Origin of the sequence: Pseudomonas sp. B35(2017) (genome assembly GCF_002113645.1) — a bacterium.
Classification (GTDB): domain Bacteria; phylum Pseudomonadota; class Gammaproteobacteria; order Pseudomonadales; family Pseudomonadaceae; genus Aquipseudomonas; species Aquipseudomonas ekonensis.
In genome coordinates, this window is the sequence record NZ_NEIZ01000019.1 from 96,601 (window position 1) to 113,835 (window position 17,235).

At 64.0% G+C, this 17,235-nt stretch carries 18 protein-coding genes and 1 other RNA gene; 15 read left to right on the forward strand and 4 right to left on the reverse strand.

All coding sequences use genetic code 11. The annotated features are described in order from the left end of the window. Positions 1-14 precede the first annotated feature (14 nt). The 6 genes from rpsI (at position 15) to CAG41_RS24275 (ending at position 4,457) form a co-directional block, all read left to right on the forward strand. Positions 15-407, forward strand: coding sequence for a 30S ribosomal protein S9 (rpsI, locus tag CAG41_RS24250; protein ID WP_085584816.1), 393 nt, complete (start codon positions 15-17; stop codon positions 405-407). A gap of 267 nt (positions 408-674) precedes the next feature. After that, a complete protein-coding gene (gene petA, locus CAG41_RS24255; protein ID WP_085584818.1) occupies positions 675-1,268 on the forward strand; it encodes a ubiquinol-cytochrome c reductase iron-sulfur subunit in 594 nt (197 codons plus the stop codon). Beyond that, positions 1,268-2,479 carry a cytochrome bc complex cytochrome b subunit gene (locus tag CAG41_RS24260; RefSeq protein WP_085584820.1) on the forward strand — a complete coding sequence of 404 codons (1,212 nt, stop codon included), beginning with the start codon at positions 1,268-1,270 and terminating at the stop codon, positions 2,477-2,479. The genes petA and CAG41_RS24260 overlap by 1 nt, the downstream gene beginning before the upstream one ends. Continuing rightward, positions 2,479-3,261 (forward strand): cytochrome c1, encoded by a 783-nt coding sequence (locus tag CAG41_RS24265; protein WP_085584822.1) that lies wholly within the window; start codon positions 2,479-2,481, stop codon positions 3,259-3,261. The genes CAG41_RS24260 and CAG41_RS24265 overlap by 1 nt, the downstream gene beginning before the upstream one ends. A 148-nt stretch (positions 3,262-3,409) precedes the next feature. Further along, the gene (locus tag CAG41_RS24270; RefSeq protein ID WP_085584824.1) at positions 3,410-4,027 is read left to right on the forward strand and encodes a glutathione S-transferase N-terminal domain-containing protein; all 618 of its coding nucleotides are present in this window, start codon (positions 3,410-3,412) and stop codon (positions 4,025-4,027) included. Between the two features lie 16 nt (positions 4,028-4,043). After that, a complete protein-coding gene (locus CAG41_RS24275; protein WP_085707554.1) occupies positions 4,044-4,457 on the forward strand; it encodes a ClpXP protease specificity-enhancing factor in 414 nt (137 codons plus the stop codon). A gap of 80 nt (positions 4,458-4,537) precedes the next feature. Here the strand turns inward: CAG41_RS24275 and CAG41_RS24280 are convergent, their stop codons facing one another. The 4 genes from CAG41_RS24280 to CAG41_RS24295 form a co-directional block, all read right to left on the reverse strand. Further along, positions 4,538-5,116: a BON domain-containing protein gene (locus tag CAG41_RS24280; protein WP_085584828.1), complete on the reverse strand. Its 579-nt coding sequence runs from the start codon at positions 5,114-5,116 to the stop codon at positions 4,538-4,540. Further along, a complete protein-coding gene (locus CAG41_RS24285; protein ID WP_007928463.1) occupies positions 5,113-5,706 on the reverse strand; it encodes a phosphoheptose isomerase in 594 nt (197 codons plus the stop codon). Before CAG41_RS24285 ends, CAG41_RS24280 begins: the two co-directional genes overlap by 4 nt. Before the next feature lie 104 nt (positions 5,707-5,810). Continuing rightward, positions 5,811-6,173 carry a YraN family protein gene (locus CAG41_RS24290; RefSeq protein WP_085629404.1) on the reverse strand — a complete coding sequence of 121 codons (363 nt, stop codon included), beginning with the start codon at positions 6,171-6,173 and terminating at the stop codon, positions 5,811-5,813. Beyond that, the gene (locus CAG41_RS24295) at positions 6,173-7,984 is read right to left on the reverse strand and encodes a penicillin-binding protein activator (protein WP_085629406.1); all 1,812 of its coding nucleotides are present in this window, start codon (positions 7,982-7,984) and stop codon (positions 6,173-6,175) included. The genes CAG41_RS24290 and CAG41_RS24295 overlap by 1 nt, the downstream gene beginning before the upstream one ends. Before the next feature lie 178 nt (positions 7,985-8,162). Between CAG41_RS24295 and rsmI the strand changes: the two genes are divergently transcribed. From rsmI to mraY, 9 genes are all read left to right on the forward strand, one after another. Next, entirely contained in the window at positions 8,163-9,068 is a 906-nt protein-coding gene (rsmI, locus tag CAG41_RS24300) for a 16S rRNA (cytidine(1402)-2'-O)-methyltransferase (RefSeq protein WP_085707555.1), read from the forward strand. 73 nt (positions 9,069-9,141) lie between these two features. Continuing rightward, an RNA gene (rnpB, locus tag CAG41_RS24305) (RNase P RNA component class A) lies at positions 9,142-9,495 on the forward strand. 403 nt (positions 9,496-9,898) lie between these two features. Next, on the forward strand, positions 9,899-10,354 hold the full coding sequence (gene mraZ / locus CAG41_RS24310; protein WP_085707556.1) for a division/cell wall cluster transcriptional repressor MraZ: 456 nt from the start codon (positions 9,899-9,901) through the stop codon (positions 10,352-10,354). Further along, complete coding sequence (rsmH, locus tag CAG41_RS24315) at positions 10,351-11,298, forward strand: 16S rRNA (cytosine(1402)-N(4))-methyltransferase RsmH (RefSeq protein WP_085584837.1); 948 nt, start codon at positions 10,351-10,353, stop codon at positions 11,296-11,298. The genes mraZ and rsmH overlap by 4 nt, the downstream gene beginning before the upstream one ends. Next, positions 11,295-11,588, forward strand: a complete 294-nt coding sequence (gene ftsL, locus CAG41_RS24320) for a cell division protein FtsL (protein ID WP_007956777.1) — start codon at positions 11,295-11,297, stop codon at positions 11,586-11,588. The genes rsmH and ftsL overlap by 4 nt, the downstream gene beginning before the upstream one ends. Continuing rightward, positions 11,588-13,327 carry a penicillin-binding protein 2 gene (locus tag CAG41_RS24325; RefSeq protein ID WP_170929944.1) on the forward strand — a complete coding sequence of 580 codons (1,740 nt, stop codon included), beginning with the start codon at positions 11,588-11,590 and terminating at the stop codon, positions 13,325-13,327. Before ftsL ends, CAG41_RS24325 begins: the two co-directional genes overlap by 1 nt. After that, positions 13,327-14,790 (forward strand): UDP-N-acetylmuramoyl-L-alanyl-D-glutamate--2,6-diaminopimelate ligase, encoded by a 1,464-nt coding sequence (locus CAG41_RS24330; RefSeq protein ID WP_085584841.1) that lies wholly within the window; start codon positions 13,327-13,329, stop codon positions 14,788-14,790. Before CAG41_RS24325 ends, CAG41_RS24330 begins: the two co-directional genes overlap by 1 nt. Continuing rightward, on the forward strand, positions 14,783-16,150 hold the full coding sequence (murF, locus tag CAG41_RS24335; RefSeq protein ID WP_085707557.1) for a UDP-N-acetylmuramoyl-tripeptide--D-alanyl-D-alanine ligase: 1,368 nt from the start codon (positions 14,783-14,785) through the stop codon (positions 16,148-16,150). Before CAG41_RS24330 ends, murF begins: the two co-directional genes overlap by 8 nt. Then, entirely contained in the window at positions 16,150-17,232 is a 1,083-nt protein-coding gene (gene mraY, locus CAG41_RS24340; protein WP_085584845.1) for a phospho-N-acetylmuramoyl-pentapeptide-transferase, read from the forward strand. The genes murF and mraY overlap by 1 nt, the downstream gene beginning before the upstream one ends. Positions 17,233-17,235 lie beyond the last annotated feature (3 nt).

Here is a 17,235-nt window from a genome sequence, read left to right on the forward strand (position 1 = left end):
CGGAATAGTTCATTATGTCGGCGACTCAAAACTACGGCACTGGCCGTCGCAAGACCGCAACCGCACGCGTTTTCCTGCGTCCGGGCACTGGTAACATCTCCATCAACAACCGTTCGCTGGACACCTTCTTCGGCCGCGAAACTGCCCGCATGGTAGTTCGTCAGCCGCTGGAGCTGACCGAAACCGTCGAGAAATTCGACGTGTACGTCACCGTGATCGGCGGTGGTGTGAGTGGTCAAGCTGGCGCAATCCGCCACGGCATCACCCGCGCCCTGATGGACTACGACGAGTCTCTGCGCAGCGCCCTGCGCAAAGCCGGTTACGTCACTCGTGACGCCCGTGAAGTTGAACGTAAGAAAGTCGGTCTGCGTAAAGCGCGTAAGCGTCCGCAGTACTCGAAGCGTTAATTCCGCTTCCACGTTCAAAAAGAACGCCCGCTTCCTCATGGAACCGGGCGTTTTTTTATGCCTGCGATTTGTTGAAGAATTGCGCTGTGACAACTTGCCACATCCGTAGACCCCCTATACTACAAGGCTTGAGGGCCAGCCCTCCGGGTAATTACCTTGTCAGAATTGGGGGTTTTCATTACCATTCGGCAAAATTTTTATAAGTACATAGTTTTATTTAGTAGATGCCTGATTTAACAGGCCACAAAGCTGATGGGAGAGGACTGAATGAGCAATGACGGCGTGAATGCAGGCCGGCGTCGCTTCCTGGTTGCAGCCACATCCGTGGTGGGTGCTGCAGGGGCGGTGGGGGCTGCGGTCCCGTTCGTGGGGTCATGGTTTCCCAGTGCCAAGGCGAAAGCTGCCGGTGCACCGGTGAAAGTGAATGTCAGCAAGATCGAGCCAGGCCAGCAGATGATTGCTGAGTGGCGCGGCCAGCCGGTGTTCATTGTCCGCCGTACCGAGGAAATCCTGGGGAATCTGAAGAAGATCGAGGGCCAGCTCTCCGATCCGACCTCCAAAAACTCCACGCAACCCACTTATGTCGACCCGGAAGTGCGGTCGATCAAGCCGGAAATCCTGCTGCTGATCGGTATCTGCACGCACTTGGGTTGCTCCCCGACCTTCCGTCCCGAAGTGGCGCCCGCGGATCTGGGCAAGGACTGGGTAGGCGGCTATTTCTGCCCTTGCCACGGTTCCCACTACGATCTGGCTGGCCGCGTCTACAAGTCGCAACCTGCGCCTTTGAACCTGCCAGTGCCCCCGCATTCCTATGAGTCTGACGACGTCATCGTCATCGGCGTCGACAAGGAGAACGCGTGATGAGCAAGTTCATGGATTGGGTGGATGCGCGCTTCCCCGCCACCAAGATGTGGGAAGACCATCTCAGCAAGTATTACGCTCCGAAAAACTTCAACTTCTTCTACTTCTTCGGCTCCCTGGCGCTGCTCGTGCTGGTCAACCAGATCGTCACCGGCGTCTGGCTGACCATGAGCTACACCCCGTCGGCGGAAGAGGCGTTCGCCTCCGTCGAATACATCATGCGCGACGTCGAGTACGGCTCGATCCTGCGTCTGCTCCACTCCACCGGCGCTTCGGCGTTCTTCATCGTGGTCTATCTGCACATGTTCCGTGGCCTGCTCTACGGTTCGTACCAGAAGCCGCGCGAACTGGTGTGGGTGTTCGGCATGCTGATCTACCTGGCGCTGATGGCCGAGGCCTTCATGGGCTACCTGCTGCCGTGGGGCCAGATGTCCTACTGGGGCGCCCAGGTGATCATCTCGCTGTTCGGTGCGATTCCGGTCATCGGCAACGACCTGACCCAATGGATCCGCGGTGACTACCTGATCTCCGGCATCACCCTGAACCGCTTCTTCGCGCTGCACGTGGTGGCCCTGCCGATCGTCATCCTCGGTCTGGTGGTGCTGCACATCCTGGCGCTGCACGAAGTCGGCTCGAACAACCCGGACGGCGTGGACATCAAGAAGCACAAGGACGAGAACGGCGTACCGCTGGACGGCATCGCCTTCCACCCGTACTACACCGTGAAGGACATCGTCGGTGTGGTCGTGTTCCTGTTCATCTTCTGCTTCATCGTGTTCTTCTTCCCGGAAATGGGCGGCTACTTCCTCGAAAAACCGAACTTCGAGCAGGCCAACCCGTTCAAGACGCCTGAGCACATCGCCCCGGTCTGGTACTTCACGCCGTTCTACGCGATCCTGCGGGCGGTTCCCGACAAGCTCTTCGGCGTCATCGCCATGGGCGCGGCCATCGCGGTGCTGTTCGTCCTGCCGTGGCTCGACCGCAGCCCGGTCAAGTCGATGCGCTATAAAGGCTGGCTGAGCAAGATCTGGCTGGTGGTGTTCTGCATCGCCTTCGTGATCCTCGGCATCCTGGGGGTTCTGGCGCCGACGCCGGGCCGCACGTTGCTGTCGCAGGTCTGCACCTTCCTGTATTTCGCCTACTTCATTCTGATGCCGTTCTACACCAGGCTCGAGAAGACCAAACCGGTTCCGGAAAGGGTGACTGGCTGATGAAAAAGTTATTTGTTGCTCTGATTCTTGCTGCATTGCCTGTGCTGTCCTTCGCGGCCGAACACGGTGGCCCCGAGCTGGAAAAGGTCGACATCGACGTCTCCGACAAAGCGGCCCTTCAGGACGGCGCGCGCACCTTCGCCAACTATTGCATGGGCTGCCACAGCGCCAAGTTCCAGCGTTACGAGCGTGTGGCGGATGACTTGGGCATCCCTCACGAACTGATGCTGGAGAAGCTGGTGTTCACCGGCGCCAAGATCGGCGACCACATGAGCATCGGCATGCAGCCGGCCGACGCCAAGACCTGGTTCGGCGCAGCGCCGCCGGACCTGACCCTGGTGGCCCGTGTCCGCGGCACCGACTGGCTCTACGGTTACCTGAAGTCGTTCTACGAAGACCCGGCGCGTCCATGGGGCGTGAACAACAAGGTCTTCCCGAACGTCGGCATGCCTAACGTGCTGGTCGGCCTGCAAGGTCGCCAGGTCGTGGGCTGCAAACAGGTGCAGATCGTCGACGACGGCAAGAAGCAATACGACCCGTTGACCGGCACGCCGCTGACCCACGAAGCCTGCGACCAGCTGACCATCGTGCCGAAGACCGGCACGCTGAACGAAGAGCAGTTCGATGAGAAGGTGAAGAATCTGGTAACCTTCCTGGCTTACTCGGCTAACCCGGTCAAGCTGCAGCATCAGCGCATCGGTACCTACGTCTTGCTGTACCTGGCGTTCTTCTTTGTGTTCGCCTACCTGCTCAAGCGTGAATACTGGAAAGACGTGCACTGATAACGCTTCAAACCATTGCTGTCGATCGCGCGCGCCCAGGGGCGCCTCCGGTGACGCAAGGTCTGGTTGGCCAGGCTTTGCGGGAGGCGCCCTCTGGGCGCGCGTGCTTTTCCGGTTCCGATCAATTCAACAAGCGAGGAGGATCGCCATGGGCGTGACCAATCGGTTGGCCTGTTACTCCGACCCCGCCGACCACTATTCCCACCGAGTGCGCATCGTGCTTGCCGAGAAGGGTGTCAGCGCCGAAATCATTTACGTGGAGGCTGGCCGCCAGCCGCCTAAACTGATTGAGGTAAACCCTTACGGCAGCTTGCCCACCCTGGTCGACCGCGACCTGGCGTTGTGGGAGTCGACTGTGGTGATGGAGTACCTGGATGAGCGTTACCCGCACCCGCCGTTGATGCCGGTCTATCCGGTGGCGCGTGCCAACAGCCGTCTGCTGATGCACCGCATCCAGCGCGACTGGTGCGGTCAGGTGGATCTGATCCTGGATCCGCGCTCCAAGGAGGCGGCCCGCGTGGTGGCGCGCAAGGAGCTGCGCGAAAGCCTGACAGGCGTGTCGCCGCTGTTCGCCGACAAGCCGTTCTTCCTCAGTGAGGAACAAAGTCTGGTGGACTGCTGCCTATTGCCCATACTCTGGCGTTTGCCGGTCATGGGCATCGAACTGCCGCGGCCGGCCAAGCCGTTGCTTGATTACATGGAGCGCCAGTTTGCGCGTGAGGCTTTCCAGGCGAGTCTGTCTGGCGTCGAACGCGACATGCGCTAAGGCTTAAGGAGCCGCTATGAATTCCAGTCGACCTTATCTGGTCCGCGCGCTCTACGAGTGGATTGTGGACAACGACTGCACCCCGCACATGCTGGTCAATGCCGAATACCCGGCGGTGCAGGTGCCGCAGGGCTTCGCCAGCGACGGGCAGATCGTGCTGAACATTTCGCCCAATGCCGTTCGCCATCTGCACATGGACAACGACGTCGTGACCTTCGAAGGCCGCTTCGGTGGCGTCCCGCACAGCCTGTACGTGCCGATCGGCGCGATCCTCGGCATCTATGCCCGGGAAAACGGCCAGGGCATGGTGTTCGACCTCGAGTCGCCGATGGATGACGAAGAGGACATCGAGCCGGATGACGATGTGCCGCCGCCGGACAGCGAACCGCCGCGCCCGACCGGCCGGCCAAGCCTGAAAGTGGTGAAGTGACAAAAAAGGCGATCCAACCGGATCGCCTTTTTTTGTGCCCCGCAGAAGCGGGGGCTTTGAGCTTTGGTGCCTGACGGTCGTCAGTCGATGTACTCGAACAGCTTCACGATCTTCTGCACGCCGGAAACACCCTGGACCAGGTTGGTGGCCTGGGCGGCTTCCTGCTTGGTCAGCAGCCCCAGCAGGTAGACGATGCCGTTCTCGGTCACGACCTTGATGCGCGAGCCCGGAATGTTGGCGTCGGTGAGCATCTGGGTCTTGATCTTGGTGGTCAGCCAGGCGTCGTTCTGGCGGGCGAGCAGGGAAGAGGGCTGGATCACCTGCAGCTCGTTGTGCACGGTCTTCACGCGCTGCACGTTGGCGGCTGCCTGTTCTGCCTTGGCCTTGAGGTCTGCGCGCGGCGTCTGGCCGGCCAACAGCACCACGCCGTTGAAGCTGGTGACGACGATGTGCGAATCCTTGTCCAGGCCGACGTCGGCCTTGGCCACGTTGACGCCGACCTTGGTCTCGATCAGCGAATCGTCGATCTTGCTGCCGAAGGTGCGGGTGCCGCGGTCATCGTCGATGGGGGCTTCACGGCTGGCGTTCACCACCGAGGTGCAGCCGCTGATGCCGAGGCACAGGGTCAGGGCCAGGAGGCCGAGGCGATTAGGGGTCATTCTTCACTCCCGAACAGTTGGCTGTCGATCAGATCGCAAAGGCAATGGATCGCCAGCAAGTGGACTTCTTGAATACGTGCGGTGACGTTGGCCGGAACGCGGATCTCGACGTCTTCGGGCAGCAGCAGGGAAGCCATGCCGCCGCCGTCGCGTCCGGTCAATGCTACGACAATCATTTCGCGGTCATGTGCGGCCTGGATCGCCTGAATGATGTTCGCCGAGTTGCCGCTGGTCGAAATCGCCAGCAGCACGTCGCCCGGCTGGCCGAGGGCGCGGATCTGCTTGGAGAACACCTCGTTGTAGCTGTAGTCGTTGGCGATCGAGGTGATCGTCGAGCTGTCGGTGGTCAGGGCGATGGCCGGCAGGCTCGGGCGCTCGCGTTCGAAGCGGTTGAGCAGTTCCGAAGAGAAGTGCTGGGCGTCGCCGGCCGAGCCGCCGTTGCCGCAAGACAGCATTTTGCCTTCGTTGAGCAGGGCGTTGACCATCACCTGGCTGGCTTGCTCGATGTGCGGTGCAAGTACGTCCATCGCCTGTTGCTTGGTGTCGATGCTGGCTTGAAAGAGCTGGCGAATTCGGGATTGCATGTCCATCTGTGTGACCTTAATTGGCGCGGCTGTCCGGCACGTGAATGTGCTGCCCGCAAAGCAAAGAGCAAAAAAGAGTTGGGTGAAGATGTCCGGGGCGCCGTCGGCGGTCAACTGTCGAACGCATTCTGCAGCCAGTTCAGTTGATCGGGACGGTTGTCGATGGCCACCACGTCGAAGCGGCAGGGAGAATTGGCCCAGCGCGGTTCGCGCTGAAGAAAATACTGCGCGGCGAAAATCAGTTTTTGCCGTTTGCGCTCATCGACGCTGTCGAGTGCGCCGCCCCATTGGGTGTTCTTCCGGTAGCGGACTTCGACGAATACTACTGTATCGCCATCGAGCATGACCAGATCAAGCTCGCCGCGTTTGCACATCCAGTTCTGCGCCAGCAGGCGCAGACCCTGGTGCTGCAGATGCTCGAGCGCTTGGCGCTCGGCATCCTTGCCGCTTTGCTGGCGTGACCTGTCGGGCATCAGCGCGGGGTGTCCGGCAGGCGCTGGACCTGGCCGCTGACGAACTCGGCCCATGGCAGCTGACGAACGACGCGCTGGCTCTGGGTCATGCCCAGGCTGCCCGACTGGCCTTCGATGCGGCTGTCCGGCATGGCCTTGAGCTGGCCCAGGCGCGGCGCCAGGCGGTAGGCGTCGACGCCCATCGCATACAGGCGGCCGAGGCTGCCGGCGGCCTGCGGCCACTGCGCGGTCACCTGCTTGCGCAGCGGATCGTTGGCGTCCAGCAGCCATGGGGTTTCGCAGAAGCGAATGCCGTTCATGTCGTTGTACTGGTTCACGTCGCCGCTGGCGCTGAACACGTGGGAGGTGGCGTAGACCGGCACGTCGCCGGCGTACTGGAAGTTCAGGGTCGGCTTGATCTGCTGGGCCTGCTGCGGGGTGGCGGCCAGGAAGATGAACTCGATGTCCTGGCGGCGCGACGGCTGCGCGGCGACGTTGGTGCCGGCGGCGTTCTGCAGGCTCTTGGCGCGGGCCTCGCTCTGGCGCAGCTGGAACATGTCGGCGATCTGCTGGGCCAGTTGCACCGGCTGGTCGACGCGCTCGGTGGCGACGATGCTGCCGCCGTTGGCTTGCCAGTCCTGGCTGAACGCGCGCAGGACGCGGTCGCCCCATTCGCCGCGCGGCACCATGATCGCTGCGCGGTGCAGGCCGTCGGCGCGGGCGCGGCGGGACACTTCGCGGGCTTCGTCTTCAGCGGCCAGGCCGAACTGGAACAGTTGCGCCGGGCCTTGGTCGCCTTCGCTGTAGTTCAGGGCCAGGGTGGTGATCGGCAGTTGCGGACGGGTGCTCAGTTGTTTGACCAGCGGCTTCTCCAGCGGGCCGACGACCAGTTGCACGCCGTCGGCCTGGGCCTTGCGATAGAACTCATCGAGATTGGTCAGGCGCGAGCTGTCGTAGAACTCGATGGCCGGCGGCTTCTGGCCGGCCTGCTGGGCCTGGTAGTGGGCGGCCATGAAGCCGTCGCGCAGCGCTTTGCCGACCGAGGCCAGCGGGCCGTCCTGGGGCAGCAGCAGGGCGATCTTGCTCAGGGGCTGGCTGGCCAGTTCCTTGAGCTTGGTCAGCGGCAGCGGCAGGGTGATGGCAGCCGGGTGCTTGGGATGCTGCGAGCGCCAGGCGTCGATGGCGGCCTGTTGCTGTTCCAGGGTGCCGGCGGTCTTGACGGCCAGGGCCAGGCTCATCCAGCCGCCGAGGTCGTCGGTGGCGTTGGCCTGCAGTTGGTCGGTCGGCAGCGAGGCGACCAGTGTCCAGATCGCTTCGTGGTTCTTGGCGGCGGCTTCGCCTTCGAGCATCGGCGCGATGAAGATGCGCTCGCGTGCGGCGGCCAGGGTCTGGCCGTCGGCCTCCAGGGCGCGGGCGTGAACGGTGCCGGTGCGCACTTGCTGCGCCTCGGAAAGTTCACCCAGGCGTTGCAGGCTCGGATGGCTCAGGGCGGTCAGCGCGGCCTTCGGCTGGTTGCGGGTCATGGCCAGCTCCGCCGACAGGGTGGCGGCGAAGACCTGCTGGCCGGGCTTGAGCTGCTCCATCGGCACTTGCTGCAGGATCTGCGCGGACTGCCCGGCATTGCCTTGGCGATAGGCCAGGTCCGCGGCGCTCAGGCGCAGCAGGGCGGCCTTGTCCGGGGATTTGCTCTGGGCGGCCTGTTCGAGCAGTTGCTCGATGCTGGCGTCCGGAGTCCGTGGAAGTTCGCCAAGGCTGGAGGAAGGGGAGCTGGCGCAGGCCGCCAGCAAGGCAGCGAGGCAGAGGGCAGTGAGCAGCCGCAGACAAGCGATCATGTAAGTGTTCCTGAATACTCGATCAAATTAGCGTGGAATTGTACCCAAGCGCTGGCCGGGGCGCGATGTCGCCGGTACGAAACCGTTAATTTATCCGCAGCAAATGTTGCGGCGTCACGCCGGCCGGCGACGGGCCCTGTCGATCCAAAGCACGTCGCCCGTCGCCTGACGCGCTACAATGCCGGCTTTTACCGATCTTGAGGTGCGCGCTTTGACTGCTCCAGGTGCTTTGAATTCCGCTGCCGGCTCGCTTTATGTGGTGGCGACGCCCATCGGCAACCTGGACGACATCAGTGCCCGTGCGCTGAAGATCCTGCGCGAAGTGGCGCTGATCGCCGCCGAGGACACCCGGCACTCCCAGCGTCTGATGCAGCACTTCGGCATCAACACGCCGCTGGCGGCCTGCCACGAGCACAACGAGCGCGACGAAGGCAGCCGCTTCATCACCCGCCTGCTGGCGGGCGACAACGTGGCGCTGATCTCGGATGCCGGGACGCCGCTGATCTCCGACCCGGGCTATCACCTGGTGCGCCAGGCCCGGGCCGCCGGGATCAATGTGGTGCCGGTGCCGGGCGCCTGTGCACTGATCGCCGCGCTGTCGGCGGCGGGCCTGCCGTCCGACCGCTTCATCTTCGAAGGTTTCCTGCCGGCCAAGGCGGTGGGGCGCAAGGCGCGCCTGGAGGCCATCAAGGAAGAACCCCGCACGCTGATCTTCTATGAGGCGCCGCACCGCATCCTCGAATGCCTGCAGGACATGGAAGCGGTGTTCGGCGCCGAGCGTCCGGCGCTGCTGGCCCGTGAACTGACCAAGACCTTCGAGACGCTCAAGGGCTTGCCGCTGGCCGAGCTGCGCGCGTTCGTCGAGGCGGACAGCAACCAGCAGCGCGGCGAGTGCGTGGTGGTGGTCGCCGGCTGGACGGCGCCGGAGTCGGACGAGGCGGTCAGCGCCGAAGCCCTGCGCATCCTCGATCTGCTGCTTGAGGAAATGCCGCTCAAGCGTGCGGCGGCCCTGGCGGCGCAAATCACCGGCGAGCGCAAGAACGTGCTGTACCAGGTGGCGCTGGATCGGCAAAAAGGCGCGTAACCCGTCGCCCGGACGGCTCTGATGGCCATTAGCGCTTGTTCTTCGGGCGCTCTGCCGTTAACCTGCGCGGCGGAGAGTCGATCGGACAGTCGCTGCCCCCTATGAGAATTAGGGGGGGGAGGAAAGTCCGGGCTCCATAGGGCGAAGTGCCAGGTAACGCCTGGGAGGCGCGAGCCTACGGAAAGTGCCACAGAAAACAACCGCCTAAGCGCTTCGGCGCCGGTAAGGGTGAAAAGGTGCGGTAAGAGCGCACCGCACGACTGGCAACAGTTCGTGGCTAGGTAAACCCCACTTGGAGCAAGACCAAATAGGGTCCCAAGGCGTGGCCCGCGCTGGGACCGGGTAGGTTGCTAAAGGTGTCCAGTGATGGCCATCGTAGACGAATGACTGTTCAAGACAGAACCCGGCTTACAGATCGACTCTCCACCTTTTTTCTTTCCCTGCTTGAATTAAAGGCGACGGGGCTGTTTATTAGCAGCAGGCCTGCGCCGGAGATCCGGCAGCGGCCGATGCCGTAGTAGCCATTTCCCACCTTGCTTCATTCAACAGCAGAAGCGCTTTTGTAATACCGAAAAGATCTTACTCTTAACAAATCACTTTAACTTTCGAGCGCAGCTTTCAGTGCTGCTTCAGGTTATTGGTCGCAGGTGTCCGCCGGATTCTCGTTGTGCCTCCTTTTATGCTCCTAAATCTCCGTTCTGTAAGGGTTTTCCTTTAATCCGCGCCTTGACGGTGTGGTGGGCGCATTCCTATAGTGTGCGCAAGTGGCGGAAAGTGGCATGAAGTGGGTTTTCTGAGCTCAAAACGCTAAAAATTGGAGAAACGCAGCCGTGTTTCGCGGAGCCAACGCTATCAGTCTCGATGCAAAGGGCCGTCTCGCCATGCCGAGCCGGTACCGTGACGAGCTCGTTTCGCGTAGTTCCGGGCAGTTGATCGTCACGATCGACGCCATTGATCCGTGTCTGTGTGTCTACCCGCTCGATGAGTGGGAAATTATTGAAACCAAGTTGCGCGCGCTTCCTTCGCTCCGCGAAGAGAACCGTCGCCTGCAACGTTTGCTGATCGGCAACGCCGTCGACCTCGAACTCGACGGCAGCGGCCGTTTCCTGGTTCCGCCGCGCCTGCGCGAATACGCGAAGCTCGACAAGCGCGCCATGCTGGTGGGCCAACTGAACAAGTTCCAACTGTGGGACGAAGATGCCTGGAACGCGGTTTCCGCCGCCGACCTCGCTGCCATACAACAACCGGGCGCCATGCCCGACGAACTGCGTGATCTGATCCTGTGACTATTGATAGCGGCTTCAACCACATCACCGTACTGCTTGACGAAGCCGTCGAGGCTCTCGCCGTACGTCCTGATGGCTGCTATCTGGACGGCACGTTCGGGCGCGGCGGGCACAGCCGGCTGATCCTCAGCAAGCTGGGGCCTGACGGGCGGCTCCTCGGATTCGACAAGGATCCTCAGGCGATTGCCACCGGGCAAACGCTAGCGGCCGAAGACGGCCGCTTTGTCGTTGTGCAGCGCAGCTTTGCCGAGCTCGGCGCGGAAGTGGCCGAGCGCGGCCTGTCCGGCAAGGTCAGCGGCATCCTGCTCGACCTGGGCGTGTCTTCGCCGCAGCTAGACGACCCGGAGCGCGGGTTCAGTTTCCTCAACGACGGTCCGCTGGACATGCGCATGGATCCGTCCCGCGGCATCAGTGCGGCGGAGTTCGTCAACACCGCACCGGTCGAAGAGATCGCCCGGGTGTTCAAGGAATACGGCGAGGAGCGTTTCTCCGGTCGCATGGCCCGTGCCGTGGTCGAGCGCCGCGATGTCACGCCGTTCGAGCGCACCGGCGACCTGGCCGAAGTCCTCAAGGTCGCCAACCCGGCCTGGGAAAAGGGCAAGAACCCGGCGACCCGCGCGTTCCAGGGCCTGCGCATCCACGTCAACAATGAACTGGGCGACCTGGAGGCCGGCCTTGAAGCCGCGCTCGAGTGCCTGGAAGTCGGCGGCCGTCTGGTGGTCATCAGTTTCCATTCGCTGGAAGACCGCATCGTCAAGCTGTTCATGCGCAAGCTGGTGAAGGGCGAGGCCGACAACCTGCCGCGCAACCTGCCGGTCCGGCACGTGGCGTTCGAACCCAAGATCAAGGTCCACGGCAAGGCGCAGACAGCCTCCGACGCCGAGCTCAAGGCCAACCCGCGCTCGCGCAGCGCGGTCATGCGTGTGGCGGAGAAGCTGCGGTGAGCAAGCTATTCGCCAAGCCCCTGCCGGGCGGCAGCTTCTTCATGCTGCTGCTGTTCATCGGCGTGCTCGTGTCGGCCATCGGCGTGTCCTACAGCGCCCACTGGAACCGGCAGCTGCTCAACACCCTGTACAACGAGCTGAGCGTGCGCGACAAGGCGCAGGCCGAGTGGGGCCGGCTGATCCTGGAGCAGAGCACCTGGACCGCCCACAGCCGCATCGAAGTGCTGGCCACCGAACAACTGAAGATGCACATCCCCGGCGCGGCTGACGTGAAGATGGTGGCGCCATGATGAAGCTCGAAGGCGCACTCTTCCCATGGCGGTTCCGCCTGGTGGTGGGGCTGCTCGGCATCATGGTCGCGGCGATCTGCTGGCGCATCATCGACCTGCAGGTGGTGGACCGTGACTTCCTCAAAGGTCAGGGCGATGCGCGCAGCGTGCGTCACATTCCGATTCCGGCGCACCGTGGCCTGATCACCGACCGCAACGGCGAACCGCTCGCCGTGAGCACGCCGGTGACCACCCTGTGGGCCAACGCCAAGGAAATGCAACTGGCCAAAGAGAAGTGGCCGGCATTGGCGGCTGCGCTGGGGCAGGATCCCAAAGCCCTGGCCGAACGCCTCGAGGCGCAGGCGAACAAAGAATTCATCTACCTGGTGCGCGGGCTGACCCCCGAGCAGGGCCAGGCCGTGCTCGACCTGAAAGTGCCGGGCGTCTACGGCATCGAAGAGTTCCGCCGGTTCTACCCGGCCGGCGAAGTCACCGCGCACATGGTCGGCTTCACCGACATCGACGACCACGGTCGCGAAGGCGTCGAGCTCGCCTACGACGAATGGCTCGCCGGGGTGCCGGGCAAACGACAGGTCATCAAGGATCGGCGCGGTCGGCTGATCAAGGATGTCCAGGTCACCAAGAACGCCAAGGCCGGCAAGCCCTTGGCGTTGTCGATTGACCTGCGCCTGCAGTACCTGGCCAACCGCGAACTGCGCAACGCGATCATCGAGAACGGCGCCAAGGCCGGCAGCCTGGTGATCATGGACGTGAAGACCGGCGAGATCCTCGCCATGGTCAACCAGCCGACCTACAACCCGAACAACCGCCGCTACCTGCAGCCGGCCATGATGCGCAACCGGGCGATGATCGACGTGTTCGAGCCGGGTTCGACCATGAAGGCCATCTCCATGAGCGCCGCCATCGAGAGCGGGCGCTGGAAACCGAGCGACACCGTCGAGGTGTATCCGGGCAGCCTGCAGATCGGCAAGTACACCATCAAGGACGTGTCCAAGACCGAAGGCCCGGTGCTGGACATGACCGGCATCCTGATCAACTCCAGTAACGTCGGCATGAGCAAGGTCGCGTTCGACATCGGCGGCGAGACCATTTTCCGCCTGGCGCAGAAGCTGGGCCTCGGCCAGGACACCGGCCTGGGCTTCCCCGGCGAGCGCGTCGGCAACCTGCCGAACTACCGGGACTGGCGCAAGGCCGAAACGGCGACGCTGTCCTACGGCTACGGCGTGTCCGTCACCGCGATCCAGTTGGTGCACGCGTTCTCGGCGCTGGCCAACAACGGCCGCCTCGCGCCGCTGACCCTGATCAAGACCGACAAGGCCCCGCAGACCACCCAGGTGCTGCCGGAGGCCGTGGCGAAAACCATGCAAGGCATGCTGCAGCAGGTGATCGAGGCCCCGCGCGGCGTGTTCCGTGCTCAGGTGCCGGCGTACCACGTGGGCGGCAAGTCCGGTACGGCGCGCAAGACGTCGGTGGGCACCAAGGGCTACGCCGAAAACTCCTACCGTTCGTTGTTCGCCGGCTTCGGCCCGATGAGCGATCCGCGTTACGCCATCGTCGTGGTGATCGATGAACCGACCAAGGCCGGCTACTTCGGCGGTCTGGTGTCGGCGCCGGTGTTCAGCCGCGTGATGTCCGGCACCCTGCGCCTGATGAACGTCACCCCGGACAACCTGCCGACCACACAACAGGCCAACGCCACCCCGGCCGTTCCGCTGAAAGCCAATGGAGGGCGCGGCTGATGTCTCTGAGTCTGAACAAGATATTCCCCCACGCCGGCCACGATCTGCTGATCCGTGAACTGGCGCTGGACAGCCGCAACGTGCGCGCCGGCGACCTGTTCCTCGCGGTGCCGGGCGGCAAGTTCGACGGCCGTGCCCACATCGCCGACGCGCTGGAGCGCGGCGCGGCCGCCGTGGCCTATGAAGTGCAGGGCGCCACCGTGCTGCCGATCACCGATGTGCCGCTGATTCCGGTCAAGGGCCTGGCGGCGCAGCTGTCGGACATCGCCGGGCGCTTCTACGGCGAGCCCAGCCATCACCTGAACCTGATCGGCGTGACCGGCACCAACGGCAAGACCAGCGTGACCCAACTGGTGGCCCAGGCCCTGGACCTGCTCGGCCAGCACTGCGGCATCGTCGGCACCCTCGGTTCCGGTTTCTACGGCGCGCTGCAGAGCGGCCTGCACACCACGCCGAACCCGATCGCCATGCAGGCGACCCTGGGCGACCTGAAAAAGGCCGGCGCCAAGGCCGTGGCCATGGAAGTGTCGTCCCACGGCCTGGATCAGGGCCGGGTCACGGCGCTGGCCTTCGATGTGGCGGTGATGACCAACCTGTCCCGCGACCATCTCGACTATCACGGAACCATGGAAGCCTACGCGGCGGCCAAGGCCAGGCTGTTCGCCTGGAACGACCTGAAATGCCGGGTGGTCAACCTCGACGACGACTTCGGCCGGCAACTGGCCGCCGAACAGCGCGAGTCGCGGCTGATCACCTACAGCCTGCTCGACAGCGGCGCCTACCTCTATTGCCGCGAAGCGCAGTTCGACGACCACGGCGTGCGCGCCACGCTGGTCACGCCCCAGGGCGAACATCACCTGCGCAGCACGCTGCTGGGCCGCTTCAACCTGAGCAACGTGCTGGCGGCGGTCGGCGCGTTGCTCGGCCTCGACTACCCGCTGGACGAAATCCTCAAGGTGCTGCCGAAGCTTGAAGGCCCGGCCGGACGCATGCAGCGCCTGGGCGGCGGCAACCAGCCCCTGGTGGTGGTCGACTACGCCCACACGCCGGATGCGCTGGAAAAGGTTCTGACCGCGTTGCGCCCGCACGTCAAAGGCCAACTGCTGTGCCTGTTCGGCTGCGGCGGCGACCGTGACCGCGGCAAGCGTCCGCTGATGGCCGAAGTGGTGGAGCGTCTGGCCGACCGCGTGCTGGTCACCGACGACAACCCGCGCACGGAAGACCCGGCGCAGATCTTCGACGACATCCGCGCCGGTTTCGCGGCTGTGGATAACGTCACCTTCGTGGCCGGCCGCGGCCAGGCCATCGCTCAATTGATCGCCGGCGCTTCGGCCGACGACGTGATCGTCCTGGCCGGCAAGGGCCATGAGGACTATCAGGAAATCAACGGCCAGCGGCATGCCTTTTCCGATCTGGTGGAAGCCGATCATGCCCTGACCGCGTGGGAGGTGGCCCATGCTTAAGGCTCTGAAACTCAGCGAACTGACCAACGCCCTCGACGCACGGCTGATCGCCGGCGACGCGAGCTTCGACGGCGTCAGCATCGACAGCCGCGCGATCAAGCCCGGCCAACTGTTCATCGCCCTGACCGGCCCGCGTTTCGACGGTCACGACTACCTCAACGACGTCGCCGCCAAAGGCGCGGTCGCGGCGCTGGTCGAGCGCGAGATCGCCGACAGCACGCTGCCGCAACTGCTGGTCAAGGACACCCGTCAGGCCCTGGGCCAGTTGGGTGCGCTCAACCGTGCCGCGTTCACCCATCCGGTGGCGGCCGTGACCGGCTCCAGCGGCAAGACCACGGTCAAGGAGATGCTTGCGGGCATCCTGCGCACCCGTGGCTCGGTGCACGCGACCCGCGGCAACCTGAACAACGACCTCGGCGTCCCGCTGACCCTGCTCGAACTCGCGCCGGAACACAGCGCGGCGGTGATCGAGCTGGGGGCTTCGCGCCTGGGTGAGATCGCCTACACCGTCGGCCTGACCAAACCCCATGTGGCGATCCTCAACAACGCAGGCACCGCCCATGTCGGCGAGTTCGGCGGGCCGGAGAAGATCGTCGAGGCCAAGGGCGAGATCATCGAAGGGCTGGCCGCCGACGGCACCGCGGTGCTGAACCTCGACGACAAGGCTTTCGGCATCTGGAAGGCCCGGGCGGGCGGGCGCAAGGTGCTGACCTTCGCCCTGAACAACCCGCAGGCGAATTTCCGTGCCAGCGACCTGGCCATCGACGCGCGCGGCTGCCCGGCGTTCACCCTGCACGGGCCGGCAGGCTCCGAGCGGGTGCAGCTGAACCTGCTCGGCACCCACAACGTCGCCAACGCCCTGGCCGCCGCCGCTGCCGCCCATGCCCTGGGCGTGTCGCCGTTCGGCATCGCCACCGGGCTCGGCGCGGTGCAGCCGGTCAAGGGCCGCACCGTCGCGCAACTGGCCAAGAACGGCCAACGCGTGATCGACGACACCTACAACGCAAACCCCACCTCCATGTGCGCGGCCGTTGATATACTCGCCGGCTTTTCCGGCCGCACCGTTCTGGTGCTCGGGGACATCGGCGAGTTGGGCGACTGGGCGGAGCAGGGGCACCGCGACGTGGGCGAGTACGCCCGGGGCAAGGTTTCCGCGCTTTACGCCGTCGGCCCGCTGATGGCCCATGCCGTGAACGCTTTCGGTGCGCAGGCGCATCACTTCGGCACCCAGGCCGAACTGATCCAGGCCCTGGCCGCCGAACAGGACAAAAACACCACCATTTTGATCAAGGGCTCGCGCAGCGCGGCGATGGAAAACATCGTGGCGGCCCTGTGCGGTTCCAGTCTGGAGAAACATTAATGCTGCTGCTGCTAGCGGAGTATCTGCAACAGTTCTACAAAGGCTTCGCGGTCTTCCAGTACCTGACCCTGCGCGGGATCCTCGGTGTGCTGACCGCGCTGGTCCTGTCGCTGTGCTACGGCCCATGGATGATCCGCACCCTGCAGAACCGCCAGATCGGCCAGGCCGTGCGCAACGACGGCCCGCAATCGCACCTGTCCAAGTCGGGTACGCCGACCATGGGCGGCGCCCTGATCCTGTCGTCCATCGGCGTCAGCACTCTGCTGTGGGCCGACCTCACCAACCGTTACGTCTGGGTCGTGCTGCTGGTGACCCTGCTGTTCGGCGCCATCGGCTGGGTCGACGACTACCGCAAGGTGATCGAGAAGAACTCCCGTGGCCTGCCGAGCCGCTGGAAGTATTTCTGGCAGTCGGTGTTCGGCCTCGGCGCCGCGATCTTCCTTTACATGACCGCCGCGACGCCGGTGGAAACCACCCTGATCCTGCCGATGCTCAAGGACTACAGCATTCCGCTGGGCGCCGGCTTCATCGTACTGACCTACTTCGTGATCGTCGGGTCGAGCAACGCGGTCAACCTGACCGACGGCCTCGACGGCCTGGCGATCATGCCGACCGTGATGGTCGGCGGCGGCCTGGGCATCTTCTGCTACCTGTCGGGCAACGTGAAGTTCGCCGAATACCTACTGATCCCTTACGTGCCGGGCGCGGGCGAACTGATCGTGTTCTGCGGCGCGCTGATCGGCGCCGGCCTGGGCTTCCTGTGGTTCAACACCTATCCGGCCCAGGTCTTCATGGGCGACGTCGGCGCGCTGGCGCTGGGCGCCGCGCTGGGCACCATCGCCGTGATCGTGCGCCAGGAAATCGTCCTGTTCATCATGGGCGGCGTGTTCGTGATGGAGACCCTCTCGGTGGTCATCCAGGTCGCCTCTTTCAAACTGACCGGCCGCCGCGTGTTCCGCATGGCGCCGATCCACCACCACTTTGAACTCAAGGGCTGGCCCGAGCCGCGCGTGATCGTCCGTTTCTGGATCATCACCGTGATTCTCGTGCTGATCGGCCTTGCCACCCTGAAGCTGAGGTAGAAC